The 14,880-nt window shown below is 65.4% G+C and carries 4 protein-coding genes; 1 reads left to right on the top strand and 3 read right to left on the bottom strand.

From position 1 onward, the window contains the following. The first annotated feature begins 14 nt into the window (after positions 1–14). Positions 15–932 carry a LysR family transcriptional regulator gene (locus DWF74_RS00565; protein ID WP_115580025.1) on the top strand — a complete coding sequence of 306 codons (918 nt, stop codon included), beginning with the start codon at positions 15–17 and terminating at the stop codon, positions 930–932. Here DWF74_RS00565 and DWF74_RS00560 read toward each other — a convergent pair. The 3 genes from DWF74_RS00560 to DWF74_RS00550 form a co-directional block, all read right to left on the bottom strand. Then, positions 929–4,165, bottom strand: coding sequence for an ATP-binding protein (locus DWF74_RS00560; RefSeq protein ID WP_115580024.1), 3,237 nt, complete (start codon positions 4,163–4,165; stop codon positions 929–931). The two genes, DWF74_RS00565 and DWF74_RS00560, sit on opposite strands and share 4 nt — an antisense overlap. An 80-nt stretch (positions 4,166–4,245) precedes the next feature. Next, positions 4,246–5,751 carry a TolC family outer membrane protein gene (locus tag DWF74_RS00555; protein WP_115580023.1) on the bottom strand — a complete coding sequence of 502 codons (1,506 nt, stop codon included), beginning with the start codon at positions 5,749–5,751 and terminating at the stop codon, positions 4,246–4,248. A gap of 78 nt (positions 5,752–5,829) precedes the next feature. Next, the gene (locus DWF74_RS00550; protein WP_115580022.1) at positions 5,830–14,841 is read right to left on the bottom strand and encodes a TcdA/TcdB pore-forming domain-containing protein; all 9,012 of its coding nucleotides are present in this window, start codon (positions 14,839–14,841) and stop codon (positions 5,830–5,832) included. Between the last annotated feature and the right edge of the window lie 39 nt (positions 14,842–14,880).

Below are 14,880 nucleotides of genomic sequence, written 5' to 3'. Positions count from 1 at the left end.
GGTGAGCCTGGCCAATGCCTAACTTCGCGGATCTGGAGCTGTTCATTCTGATCGCCGAGCTGCAGGGCCTTTCCCCCGCTGCCCGCGTCATGTCGATCACCCCGGCTGCCGCCAGCCTGGGGCTCAAGCGCCTGGAAAGTCGCCTCGGGGTGCGGCTGTTCACCCGCTCCACTCGCACCATGAAGCTCACCCCCGAAGGCGCACGCTACCTGGACAGTGCCCAGCACGCGTTGAAGATCCTGGCCAACGGCAAGCGCTCGTTGCGCCACGATGACGGCATGCTGGAACTCACGGTGTCTTCCGACCTGGGCCGCAATTTGCTGCTGGACATGCTCGCCCGGCTCAAGCATGAGCGGCCGCGCATGTACATCAAGCTGGCGCTGAGCGACAAGCAAGAGGACCTGCTCAAGGGGCGCTTCGATGCTGCGTTGCGCTATGGCAAGAACCAGGCGCTGGATCTGGTCGAGCTGCCGGTGCTCAAGCAGCATTACTTCATCGCCTGCGCCGCGCCCGACTACCTGGCGCAACATGGCCAGCCTGAGGCGCCGCAACAGTTGAGCGAACACGAATGCATCATCTGTCACAGCATCGGCCGCCCGGAGAGTCGCTGGCGTTTCCATGGCGCCGGCAAGGTCGAGGACGTGCCGGTGCAAGGGCACTTTTGCTGTGATGATGGCGATGCCGCACGGCGCTGGGCCGTGGCCGGCCACGGCGTGGTCAACCTGCCGCTGCTGAATGTCGTCGAGGACCTGCTCGCCGGTCGCTTGCTGGCGCTGCTGCCGGGCTGGCAATCCGATCCTGCGCCGCTGAATCTGGTGGTATCGCACCGCTCGCAGATCACTTCGTCGTTGCGCGCCTTGCATCAATGCCTGGTCGAGCACTGCACTGACCGCATGGCCCGCTATCAGGCCCTGAGCCAGAACAGCCGCTAGCCCTGCAAGTCCACTAGCAGGTCAAGGGCCTGCTGGAACTCCAAGCGGTAGATCCGCTCTTGAATGGCCCGCAGCGGGCCGCACGGGTATTGCTCGTACAGCTCATCGATCAGCGCCAGGGCCTGGGCATTATGCTTGCGCAGCAGCTGGGCCAGCCGCTCCAGCGCCAGCACCTGCTCAGCGTCCAGTCCCAGGCTCGGCGCTACCAGATCTTCGTTCGCCACTGGCAGGGAAGCCAGGCCGGCCAGTACCGGCTCCAGGCACTGCGCCAGATGCTCGATCAGCGGCCCCAGCGCTGCCGGCCCGGCTTCCTTTTCCTCAAGCTGTCTAGCGGCTTCCTTGACCGCCGTGGCGCCGATGCTCCCGGCATTGCCCTGCAGGTTGTGGGCCAGAAAGCCGATGGCGGCCAAGTCCCCGGCGGCATGGGCGTGCCACAAGCGCTCGATGACCTGCTGCTGGCCGTCACGAAAGTCGACCAAGAGTTTGCGCTGCAGAGCCAGGTCCTGGTTGACCACCGCCAGCCCCAGCGCGGTGTCGATCCCTTCGTAGGTCGAGGTCAAGACGCTTGCATCCGGCAGCGCTGCGCTCTGCGCGAGCGGCATGTCCGTGCCTGCAATCCAGCGCACCAGGGTCCGATAGAGCGCCGCGACCTCCAGGGGCTTGCTCAGCAGATCGCTCATGCCGGCCGCCAGCGCCCTGCCCTGCACATCGGTCTGGTGACTGGCGGTCACGGCAATGATCGGCAGGGACTGCAAATGGGGGTAGCCACGAATCTTGCGCGTGGTGCCGAAGCCGTCCATGACCGGCATCTGGCAATCCATCAGCACGGCATCGAAATGCCCCTGCTCCAGCAACAGGCGCAAGGCCTCGGCACCATTGACCGCCAGCACCACCTGGACCCCGACGCGCTGCAGCAGGCCCAGCAGCACTTCCTGGTTGAGACGGTTATCCTCGACCACCAGCACCCGTTTCCCCGCCAGCCAGCGTGCCGGGGCATTGACCAGACCCGGCCCCGCGACCTCGCCCATCGATGGCCCGGCAGGCGCAGTACCGCTTGAAGCGTGCCCTTGCTCAAGCGCTGGCGGCGCCAGCCCCAGCTGCACACTGAACTTGAACGTTGCGCCCTGCCCCAGCCGGCTATTGACCCAGATATCGCCCTGCATCAGTTGCACGATTTTCTTCGAGATGGTCAGCCCCAGGCCGCTGCCGCCGTAACGCCGACTGATGGACCGGTCGGCCTGGACAAAGGCATTGAACAAACGGGCCTGCTGCTCGTCGCTGATGCCTACCCCGGTGTCGGTGACGCTGAAGCACAGCAGGGCCTGATGATCCCACTGGCGCACCAGGCACACACCGATACAGACATGCCCGGCCTCGGTGAACTTGATCGCGTTGTCCACCAGGTTGGTCAGCACCTGGGCCAGACGCAGTGGATCACCGACGTAACGGCGCGGCAGCGACGCCGGAATATCCAGCTGCAGCCGCAGCGCCTTTTCCTCTGCGCGCTGGCGAACCAGCAGCAACACATCGTCCACCAGCTCCCGCAGGTCAAAGCCGGTTTGCTCCATGCTCAGCTTGCCGGCCTCGATCTTCGACAGATCCAGCACGCCGTTGATGGTGCCCACCAGGTGCTTGGCCGCACGGTCGATCTTTTCGATGTAGTCGCGCTGTACCGGCTCCAACGGCAAGTCCTGGACCAGGTGGGCCATGCCGATGATCGCGTTCAGCGGCGTGCGGATTTCATGGGACATGCAGTCGAGAAATTCCGACTTGGCCTGGGTCGCCCGCTCGGCATCGCGCCGTGATTGCTGGATTTGCGCTTCCACCGCCTTGCGCTCGCTGATGTCCTGCAGCACCCCGGTGACTCGCGTCGGCGCGCCACTGGCGTCGCGCTGCATGATCTTGCCGATGTCCATGACCCACAGCCATTGCCCCTCTTTGTTGCGCATGCGGTATTCGGCGCGGTATTCGCCGACTTCATCGTTCAGGTGCGCCTTGAGCCGGGCCATCACCGGCTCGTAGTCGTCCGGGTGCACCAGAGCGGTCCAGCGCTCCAGGCCATGGCCGAAGGCCTGTTCCATCTGCTGTTTGCTGTAGCCAAGAATCTGCAGCCAGACATCGTTGTTGATGACGGTCCCCAGGTGCAGGTTCCAGTCCCACAACCCCAGGGCCCCGCTTTGCAGGGCCATGTCCAGGCGCTGTTCGCTCTGCTCGATCTGCGCCACGTCACGCTTGTGTCGTTGGGCGTCGGCCAGACGCCGCAGGCCGCCCCACAGCAACAGCAAGAACACCAGGGCACTCACTCCCTCGATCAGCAGCACCTGTTCCGCCGGTAACAGTGCGTCCAGGTCGCCCAGGGTGATCAGGGTCCAGGGACCGCTCGGGTCATTCCAGTCGAAATCCACCCGGGACAGGCTGTAGCGCCGGCCGTCCAGCCGGACCACCGGCTGGTGGGCATCGAAGGGCAAGCGCTCGGGCACCCCGTTGGCAAACCGATAGTCGCTGAACTGGCGGCGGATCTCCCCGGTGAAGCGGTTCCAGGGCCAGGCGCGGTCGGACTTGAGGACCAAGTCCGGGGAACTGGCGGCCAGCACCACGCCGCTGGGGGACAGGATCATCTGCAGATCGGCGCTGTACGGCTTGCTCAAGCTGGCATCGAGCGTATCGGCGTCAAACCGCGCCACCAGCACCCCGATCACCTGGTCCTGGCGCGTACGCGATTCGAAGATCGGCACCGCCATGTAGAACATGCGCGTGCCGGTACTGGTGCTGATGGCGCCGTAGACACTGCTGCCGCCATTGAGGGCCACTTTGAAGTAGGGACGGAAGGCCACATTCAGCCCCAGGGGCGTCTGCCCCTGCTGGTCGTAGGCGGCCACCACCACCCCGTCCCGGTTGAGGACAAACGCATGGTTGGCATCCACCACCAGGGACAGGGTTTTGAGCGGCAGGGTGGCCCGTTCCATCAGCTCGGCAGAGGGCGCAGGCTCCAGGACGATGCGCTTGAGCCAGGGGTTGTGGCGCCCGAGGATCGACAGTGCGCCAATGGCAAAGCCGTTGGATTTCCATTGCTCCAGGTCCTGGGCCTGCTCCTGGGTCTGCATCTGGACGCTGGCCCGGTAGACGTCTTCGACCTGCACCCGGTAGTAGTTGCCCAACGCCACTGCGGCGCCGACCGCGATCACCACCCCCAAGGCATAACAGCAGCGTTTGTGACTGTCGAAGAAGTCCAATAACCCGTACAACCGCTCGCCCCTTTACCTTGAAAAAAACCCTGCCCGCCAACCCTGGCCCGGTGCCTTGCCAGGCCCTGTCAGCGTTTGGCCAGCCGGCGTGGAAACTCCGGCGGCAGAAAATCCAGGTCCGGATCGTAGTCGGCCTTGAGGTAATCACAAAGCGCCTTGAGGTCCTGGGGCGACAAGGTTCCCACCGCTTGCTTGAGCCGCAGGGTGTCGAGAATGTAGTCATAGCGGCTGTTGTTGTACTGGCGCACGGCGTTGTACAGCTGACGCTGCGCCTCCAGCACATCGACGATATTGCGGGTTCCGACTTGGAAGCCCATCTGCGAGGCCAGCACCGCGCCCTGGTTGGAAATGATCGACTGGCGCCGCGCCTGCACCTGATCGACACCGCTGTTGAGGCCACGATGCAGGTTGCGGGTCTGCTCCACGACCTGACGCCGCAAGCCGTCGTTGAGGGACTCGCGCTGGTTCATCCGCTGGTGGGCTTCGCGCACCTGGGAGCGGGTCTGGCCGCCGCTGAACAGCGGAATATTCAACTGCAGCCCGACCGTGCGCTGCTCGACGTTGCCGCCGTAGCCGTTGCCACGGATATCGCTGTTGCCGTAACCCAGGCTGTCGTTGTCACCGACCTGGTAGCGCAGCACCGCATCCAGGGTCGGCGCGTGCCCGGCCTTGCGCGCGCTCAGGGTCTGCTGCGTCGCCTCCAGGGCGTACTGGCTGGCCTGCAGGGTCAGGTTCTGGCGCACCGCGGTGTCCACCCAGCGCCGGGCGTCGTTGGGTTCGGGCAACAGCACCGGCATGTCGTGGCGCAGCCCCTGGATCGCCTGGTACTGCTGATGCGTCAGGGTGTCCAGGGCTTGGAAGGCATCGTCGGTCTGCTTCTGCGCGACGATGCGGTTGGCCCGCGCGGTGTCATGCCCGGCCTGGGCCTGCAGCACATCGGTGCGGTCCGACAGGCCCAGTTGCAAGCCGCGCTCGGCCAGTTGCTGCTGGCGCTTGAGCGCCGCTTCCTCGGCCTTGGCCGCCGCCAGGGCGTCCTGGGCCTTGAGCAGGCCGAAGTAGGCCTGGGCGCTGTCGAACATGAGTTTCTGCTCGGCGGCGGCCAGCTCCAGCTGGGCCTGCTGGTCTTCGGCTTGCGCCGCCTTGAGGGCGAACCAGCGATCGGCGCGGAATATCGGCTGGTTCAGCACCGCCTGATAACTGTTGCCACTGCGCCGGGTGTCCTGCCGTGGCTGCTGCAGGGAGGTGCGGGTGGCATTCAGATCGGCGCTGGCGGACAGCGTCGGCAGCAGGCCGGCCCTGGCCTGGGGCACCGCCTCGGCGCGGGCCGCCTGATCGGCCTGGGCCGCCGCCAGCTCGCTGTTGTTCTGCCGGGCATCCAGGTACACCCGCCACAGGTCACTGGGCAGCGCCTGGGGCCGCTGTTGTGGCATCGGGGGTGGCGGATGCTGCTCTGAGTCTTGTAGCAGGTCTTGCCGATGCAATGGCAGCGCCTGCGCCAGGGGCGCCGCCAACAGCGGGACGACAAGCAGCCAGCCGGCAAAGGCTCGCTGCCGCGAATTCATGGGTTTGCTCATGGTTGGATCTAACACCGGGAAAAGAGAGGGCCGCAGACAGGAGAGGCTTTGCGCCCCTCCTGTGTTTCTGCTGCGTGGTCAGGTCAGTGAAGGCACCAGCACCGCCTGCGCGGCCTGATGGTGTTTGGGCAGCTGTTCGCGAGCGCCGCCTGTGTCAGCGAAGGCCGCCATGGCCCCGCTGAGTTTTGCCAGGCTGGGGCCCTGGCCATCTGCCGCCGGGTCCAGCCCAGCCGCCGCCGAGCTCAGAGCATTCGCCGCCGGCAGCGTCTCGCGCTGGCTCCAGGCCAGCTCGAACACGCTGTCCCGGGCTGATCCGCTCGGGCCAAAGCCCTTGAGCAGCTGCTCGACGCTGAGCATCGACGCATCGCCTTTGAGCTCGATCAGCAAATGCCCATGGGCGGCCGCCTGGCTGCCCAGCACCTGGCGCAGCACCAGGGCGGTGCCATTGCCCGTGTCGGTCAACTGCACGTCCTCACCCCGACGGCTGACGAGCATGTGCTTGCCATCGGCCACCGGCAGGATCACCCGGTCCAGAGCCAGGCCCGGATCGTCGTTGTCGATGACCACCGTGCGGTAATGCGCCCACATCGCCGGAGTCAGGCGGTAGGTGTCACCCCCGGCGCCGCCGTGCAGCACCACACTGTCGACCCCGGCAATCAACGGCGGCGCCAGATCATCCTGATGACCATTGCCGCTGGCGCCCTGAAGCAGCAGCGAGGAGCCGATGCGCTCGACATTGGCGTAGTGGCCAAGCTGCTGTGCCTGGCCGTCCTTGAGCTGATACAGCGCCTGCTCGGTCGGGCTATAGACATAGGCCGAGTTCGGCGTCCCGGCAGCGACTCCGATAAAGCGCAGGTCGCTGCCCGCAATACCGCTGCTGGCAAACATCTGCCCACTGGCGATATCGAACCAGCCGCGGCTGGCGCCATCCTGCAAGGTCAACACGCCTTTGGCGCCCCACTGTCCAGCCACGGTCGCCAGGGCCTGGGGCAGATTGCCCAGATGTGCCTGCTGCCAGCCCTTGTCCACGGCCACCAACTGCACATCGCCGTTGTTGCTGCGCAGCAGCACTTCGCCCTGCACGGTGGTCAGGCGCAAGCCGGCATCGACCTGGACCGCCGAGCGCAGTTGCAGCGTGGGCATCCAGTCAATGGCGGCCGGCAATTGGGCCGAGGCCTCAAGCACCTCATCGTTGCCAAACGCGCTCGGCAGTGCCTGTGATGTCAGGGGCGGCTGCAGATAGAGCTTGCCGCTCTCGGGCTCGAACAGCCGGGCACTGCCACTGGCACCGTCGAAGCCGAGAAACTGCAGCGGCTTGTCTTGCAGCGCGGACGACGCCACCACCACCTGAGCGTTGTGGTACCACACTGGCAACGCACGCTTGCCGTCGGCGGCCTTGACCCCGAATACCGCCAGGGTGGCGTTGCTGCCGGCGACCTCGGCGAGGTCCTTCCACCAGCTACTGCGCCCCTTGAGCCAATGCTCGTTGACCGCCTCATAGCTCAGGCGCCCGGTCGCCTCGATCCGCGCCATGCGCCCGTCCTGGGTCACGGCCAGCAGATGGCCGTTGAGATTGAGCACATTGGCCAGGGGCGGCGTGGTCAGGCGCAAGGCGCTTGGCTGGCCGGCATCGAGCACCTGCTGCCCCGGCCCTTCCTGGCGGAACAGCACCTGCTGCGCCTGGCTGTAGAAATAGAACACCTCCTGGCCACCGGGCTGGGCCAGGCTGCCGGCCAACACCAGGTCCGCCGGAATCTTCCAGGCACTTTGCACCTGCCCCGACACATCGGCACTCGGCGCCTGCCCGGCCGGTGGCGCCAGGTTCGGCTTGATCACCACACCATCGCTGCTGCGCACCCAGTAGCGGTGCGCGACTTTGGCGTTATCCAGGCCAAACACCGTGATCAGCTCTGCCGCGGTCGGCTCCAGCAGGGGCGCGCCCAGGCTGTACACCGGGGTGTCGCGCGGGGTGGTCTGAGCCTCGTAGCCCTTGAGCAGGGTACTGAGCAGGGTCTTGGCGTCCCTGCCATGCTGACCGTTGCTTGCCGACCGTTGCAGCAGCGACTCATCGCCGACCACCCCCACCAGCTCCATCCGGTCACCGAGGATGCGGAAGCTCAGCTCGGCTTCCCGTTCCTTGAGCTGATAACGACGGGCCAGATACACCGCGTCGCCCTCTTGCCAGAACCGGCTGATCTGGCCGGCGCTCTGGTTGAATGACGGGGCGAACTGCGCATCGACCTTGCCGCTGGCAATCTCGACCCGCCAGGCGGCGGCGTTTTGGGCATCGACGAAGTAGGCATGCTCGCCGATGACCGCGCCCAGCTGGGCGTTGCCGGCCTGCTGTACATCGGTGTCGGTGAACAGCATGCGGTCCTTGGCGACGTCGTAGTACGCCCGACCGACATTGCGCTCACCGTGCTTGTAGTTCTCCACCAGCACGTATTGGCCGTGCAACTGATGGGCCTGGGCCAGGTCCTTGAGGTGCTGTTCGATGCGCTGCCCGGGCACTTGCCATTGGCTGGCGTCTTCCTTGACCACGTCAGTGGTCTGGCCGACAAAATCGACTGCCCGTACTTCGCCCTTGGCGTTGACCAGCAGCACCTGGCCGCTTTGGGCCGGATCGAGCTTGACATTGACCCCGCCCACCAGCAAATGGTCCTTGGCCACCGTAATGCTGTCGCTCTCCAGCTGGCTGCTGTCGATGATCCAGCGTGACGGCTGACGGCCGGCCTCGTTGCTGAGCCTGACCTCGGTGCCTTCATTGAGGCCGATCAGGTATTCGCCGCCGGCGCCCTGAATGTCGTAGCGCAGGTAGCCGTACAGTTCCTTGGGCAATTGCGGTACCACCAATTGCCGGTTGCGCCCATCCAGCAGCACTTCTACCGGCGTCTCGACGTACTCCTGGTGAATGCGCCGGATCGTTTCCTCGCTCGGGAAGATGTAGAAGTCGTAGTCGAAGCGCCGGTCCTGCTCGAGCCTGCGAATCACATCGAAGCCCGTGTCATGCCGGGTGGTGGCCCCCGGCAGGATCATGTACTCGTAGCTGATGTAGGACTTGGGCGTGCCCGGCAGGATCACCGTCCGGCTGTCGCCGTGGTCGAGTTTGGGCGGCTGGGCGCCATGGCCAATGCCGCTGCGCACCTCGATCGCCTGGGCGCGGTCGTTGATCATCCGCGGGAAGTCGCCAACCCAGAAGAAGTAGTTGATCGCCCCGGAGCCGGTGGAACCGTGATGGGTGCGGTAGATGTACTGGCTGTCGAAACCGACCTCGCTTGAGCGCAGGTCGAGGCGCTTGACCACCGCTCCGGGCAGCGGCACCAGCACCTGCTGTTTCTCGTCATAACGGTAGCCGTTGCCTTGATAGGCCTTGTCCAGGGTATCGAAGTAACGTCCCACCGCCTTGGCGTCTTCGGCCACCGCGCCAAAAGCCTGGGCCAGGGCCGTGAAGCCTACCGCCAGGCCGCCGAGGATCACCCCCGCGCCGCCCAGCACCGCCGCGGTGGTCGAGGCGCCGACCAACCCGGCACCGATACCCGCCGCGCCGCTGACGAAGCTCGCCGAATCGAACGCCAGTTGGGTGCCGAATACGGCTTTCTGCACATCGTTTTCGGCATGGGCCAGCTCATAGGCATCCAGGCCGACCATGACCCCGCCAAACAGCACGCCTGCGCCCTCGTTGACCGTGTGCCCCAGGGTCGAGGCAAAGTCCTTGAGCGAGGACTCGGCGGCCAGGGCCTCGCCACGCAACGCGGTTTGCACCAGTTGGGTGACCTTGGCCACATCTTGCACGGTGCCGTGGCCGATCTGCGCCAGGCCCAGGTAGCTATGGATCTTCAGGGCCGTGGCCAGGTCCGGTGACACCACGCCCTGGGCTGCGTCCTTGCGGTTCTTGTCGGCCAACCACTGGATCAGGGTCTGGACCGCAAAGCCCGCGTTCAGGCCGTCCACATGCGCCGCTTCGCCGACCCCGGCGCGGGGCCGGATCTGCCCGTGTTCCAGGGTGAAGTGCTCGCTGAGCACGCTCATGTGCTCATCGACGAAACGACGGAATTCGACAAAGGTGCCATCGTCGGTGCTCAGCCAGCGGGTCTGCTCGGGCTGGTCACGGTTGATGAACTGCACCCGATAGCCGCCCTCCGGCTGCGCCTCGGTGTTGGCGATGATCGGTATCCACTGGCTGCTCAGCTGGTGCTTCTGGGCCAGTCGGGTGCTGGCGGCATCGAAGCGCGCACCCCATTGCTCGGCGTCGAAGGTGGTCAGCGCCGCACCCAGGCGCAGGTCCTGGCTGACACGCTGCTGGGCACCTACCGCCTGCTCCACCTGACGGCGTTGGCCGATGACGCCGGCCAGTTCCTCGGGACGGGACAGATCGGCGACATTCAGCCCGCTGCCCAGCGGCACCTCGGCCATCTTGTGGGTGTCGATCTCGACCAGGTTGAAGGCCGGCTGTGACTGGCTGCCGAACGAGCTGTAGTGCGCCGCCAGTTTTCGGCGCACCAGGTGCTGCTCCATGGCCTTGGCCAGGCCCTTGCTGGAATCGAAGGCGAAGATCCCCACGTTCGGGTCATAGAAGTAGTAGCGACGGCCTTCGGGGCCCTGGGCACTGCCCACCAGCATCGAGTGGTTCCGGGTATTGAGGGCAAACATCGAGTCGCTGCCGCTGTTGGCCAGCCGCGCCACCACGTCGGACAACTGGAACTGCCCCAGCGCCTTGGAGGCCTGGACCGCGTCGACATTGGAATGCAGGCGGATCAGGCTGTTCTTGAGCAAGGTCGAGCTGCCGGCCTGGGGATCGGCCGAGGCCAGGAACAGCTTCTGCACCAGGCTGTTGACCCCCGCCTCGCCGCCATTGGCCAGGGCCACGGCCATGGCCCGGACCAGCGGGTAGCAGCGACCGCCGGAGCGATCCCCCACCAGCGACAGGTAAAAGTCCTGGGGTGCCAACTGACTGAAGACACTGCCGGCGCCCTGGAAGTCTTCACTGAAGGTCGCGGTCTGGCGCAGCACCTTGTCGACGTATTCGGCCTGGCTGGTTTCGCTGATGCGAGCACTCAAGGCGCCACGCTGCCCAGGCGTGAGCTGGCCGTCGAGAAACAGGCGCTTCATTTCCAGGGCCGACTGCTTGCCGTCCAGCCCGGGGATCTTGATCTCGCGGAAATCCCGCACGCCATCGCTGAAGGCCGTGCCCCGGGCCCCGCGCTGATAGGCCTCGGCAATGGCGTAGCGCTCGCCGATGCTGGTGCTGCGCTCATCGCCCCCGCCCTGGATCGCAGTGTCGTCGGTGCGCACCACCGCAGCGCTGCCTTGCTTGGCCTGGATCTGCTGCCAGAGCCAGGTCTTTTCTACCGAAGCGGCCTCACGCAAGACCGGCTCGTACTGCGCCCGGTAGAAATCCTGGGTGAGGTTGAGCTGCTTGATCTGCTGGTCGATCAGGCGCTTGTCGCCCGCCCCGCGCCGCTGCTCCTGGAGTTGATAGCGCTGGTTGCTGAGCTGTTCGATGTCGGCACTGACCCTGGCGTGGACCGCTTCGCGCAGCCGATTCCAGGCGGCAATGGCCGGATGCTCGGCAGAGAAATCGCCGCCGTTGTAGACGCCATCGGCCACCCCTTCGCTGGACACGCCGAACTGGCTCGCGACTTTCTTCAGGTTCTGGTGCACCTGTTCGCGGTACTCGGCGAACTGGATCCGGTTGCGTTCCTGCACCTGACTGTCGGCGGTCTGGATGGCAAGCGGCTCTGCACCCTCGCGCAACTTCGGCCAGACCATCTGCCCCTCGCGCTGGTACTCCTGGCGCTGGAACACCAGTTGCCACTGACCGTCGACGAATTGCATGTACGCCGCCGCCAGGCCCTCGGCCGTGCCGGCCACCTGGTAGTCCTTGTAGTCGACCGCCATCACCACGTTGTCGTACAGCAGCGAACTGTTGACCCGACCGTCGTGATAGACCCGATAGGTATCGGCGTCCAGGCGGGTCACCACCAGCGAGCAGCCCGACAAGGTGCCGGTAAACAGGAAGCTGCCCGGGCTCGCCTGCCGGGGAATGTCCACATAGGCCGGCGCGGCGTTGGCCTGGTTCGGCCCGTTGTAGCCGAGGAAGTACGCCGGCACGCTGTCCGCGCTCGCGGTGCTCACGGAGTTGGCGCTGTGCTCGGTGTATTCGAGCTCATACAGCTTGGGCGCGACTTCCACCAACTGCACGTGGCCCTGGGCCGGCAAGCGTCCGGCCTTGACCAGGGCCTCGGCGCTGAGGGTGTGGGTCTGGGCGAACTGCACCGGGTCGGCGGCAAACTGATGAATGTCGGCGCTGCCCTGGCGTGGTTCGAAGCCGGCCTCGTGGGCTGTCAGTCCGCCCTTGAGTTGCCGGTCCTTGTCGGCCTGCCCCAACAGCGCAGGCAGCGGGCCGAGGTCGGTGAAGCGCGGCGGATGGAACTCCTCGCTCGGCGCCAGGCCTTGATTGACGATGGGCAGGACTCGGGCCATCACCGCGTCGTACAGCTCCCCGTGCAAGGCCTCGCGGCGCCCTTGGGCACGGTAGCGGTCGAAGGTCTGCAGCAGGTCCTGGCCGATGCTGTCCGGCCCCTGGGGTTCATAACGGGCGGCGACATACAGGGTTTCGAAGAACGAGTGATAGCCGTTGCGGATCATGAAGGCCGCGTTGGCCATCTGGAACTGCCAGTACTGCTTGACGCTCGGCACACGACCGAACAACTCCGGCAAGGCATTGCTGACGGTCTGGGTGGTGCCGGAAATGCCCCCCACGAACGGGGTGTCCAAATCGTTCATGTAGCGCGTGGCTTCATTGTTCGGATCGGGACGGAACTGGCTGTAGCTGCGGTACTTGTCGTCCTGGATCAGCAGCGCTGTATCGGTCTGGGCCTGCTCCGGGTGGGTATTGAGGATCAGGTAGGGGTCGGGCTGATTCAGCCGGTTGTTGATCATGACCTTGTCGGCGCCGGTTTTCGGCGTCAGCGCGGCATGGGCATTGACCGGCACCGCGGCCTTGGAAAAGCTGTCGGCCACGGGGCGCAGGGCATGGAACAACGCCTGCTTGCGCAGGCTGCGGCCCTGGTCGCCGGACAACAGCGCCTCGACCGTCGGGCGCAAGGCGCCGTCGGCCGGCGCCAGGCCCTGGGGGCCGCTCAACAACAGGTTCAGCAGTTTGCTGTCCAGGCCGCGCTCCAGCGTCACCTTATCGAAGACATGCACCTTCGGGTTGCCGGGATGCTGCGCGGCGTTGGCGCTGGCCACGCGCTGGGTTTCCACCTCGATCGCCTGGGCGCGCCACTGTTCATACAGCGGTGCCAGCAGCAACTTGGCCTGGGCAATGTCGCTTTGCAGATAGCCGCCTTGCAGGACCTTGCCCAGTGCCTGGCTCTGCACCAGGTTCTGCCCCAGGTCGAACAACAGTTGATCGTTGTCGTGGCTCTGCCAGACCGACGCGGCGAAGGCCTGTTCCCACAGCACCTTGTTCAGGTTGTTGCCCTTGATATCCCGCAGGCTCGGGCGGCTGTGTTGCGCCAGCAGCACCCCGGCCGGGGTGATGTGGTTGCGTTCGAGCAAGCGCGTCAGTTGTTGCACGAAGGTGGCGCGCTCGCTGCTGCCTTCGAACAGCCGGCTGGCCTTGAAGCCCTTGTCGCGCAGTTGTTCCAGGCGCTCGAAAAACGCCGCGTTGTATTGGTACAAAGCCTCGGTCTGGGCCTTGCTCAGGTGGCTGCTGCTGACCTTGTCGCCCTCGACGGTCATCAGGGCAAACGGCGTCGCCGAACGGAAAGCGTCGCCCTGGGGCATTTCCAGCAGGTACTGGTGCTCGGCAAAGCCGACCGAGCGCTGCAGCTCATGAACATTGACGAACAGCCCGTCGCGGTCCGGGTGGTAGCTGTGCTGCCGATAGTCTTCGACGCCCAGGGTCTGGAAGCTGCTGAGGTCCGCGTTCTGGTTGATCAGCTCGCTCAAGGCGCCGGCCAGGGGCACTTCGCGAGGCACGCTGGTGCCGGGCGACTGGCCCGATACCTGGATGCCGACCTGGTTGGGCACCTTGCGATCGACGTTGGTCAACAGCAGCTTGTGGCCGTTGCTCAGCAACTGGGCCTTGAAGCCTTCACGCAGGGAGCTTTCCGACACCAGATGGTTGGCGAAGTACTGCTCGACGAACCCGGTCTTGACCAGCACCGAGCGAATCGGCGCAAAGGTCGGCGAGCGCATGGACGGCGGCTCACTCTTGAGCCGGTACTGTTGCTGCCAGGCCAGGGACCGGGCCGCGGTGCCAAAGGAAAAATTCAGCACGCCGTCGGTGGGCACCACCAGCCGGCCGTGGTCCAGGTAGAAGTCCTTGAAACGCCCATCGGTACTGGCATTGACCAGTGCCACGTTCATGCGGATATAGCCCGGGCGCTCTTCCATCATCAGCAGTGACAGGTTCACCGGCAGCTCGTCGGAAGCCCGAGGCGGCTTGACCAGTGCCGCCAGGCTCGCGGCCTGCTGCTGCGGTGCGGCCTTGAGCAAGGCGTTGTAGCGAGTACTCACCTCCTTGTAGGCCTGCAGCTCGGAGAACAGGGTCACGTAGGCCTGACTGAAGGTGGAGTCGGCAACCTGCACGCTCAGGAGCTTCTCCAGGCGATTGATCCGGCCCTTGAGCTCTTTCTGCTTGGCCGGCGCATCGGCTTGCAGGACCTCGGCCTTGGCGCCACCAGGACTGAGCAGCCGCAGGGCCTTGTTCCAGGTGCTGTCATAGTGGCTGATCGCCGTGTCCTGGCGGCTGTACAGCTGGATGTCGCGGTCCAGTTGCTGCTTGTAGGCAAGGGTGGCCGGAGTGTCGGCGATGGCCTTCATTTCTTTGCGGCGTTGTTGCAGCACCTGCAACTGGTCGCTCACCGAGACCGGGTTGTCCTGCATCTGGTAGTGCTGGGCGGCCAGCACGCTCAGGGTGCTCTGCTGCATTTCCAGCAGCCGCTCGCCGACCTGGCCGATGTACTCGGCGCGCTCGTCGGCGCTCATGTGGAACCATTCGGTTTGCCGCCCTGCCGTCTTGATCTGTTGGTCGATCAGGGTATTGAGCAGGCGCGTGAAGTCCTTGGACATAAAAGCCATTGCAATGATCCTTTGTCTGTTTTGAGCCGGGCCCTGCGT

Source organism: Pseudomonas protegens, assembly GCF_003363755.1.
GTDB classification, from domain to species: domain Bacteria; phylum Pseudomonadota; class Gammaproteobacteria; order Pseudomonadales; family Pseudomonadaceae; genus Aquipseudomonas; species Aquipseudomonas danubii.
This window is presented reverse-complemented; position numbering and strand designations above follow the sequence as displayed.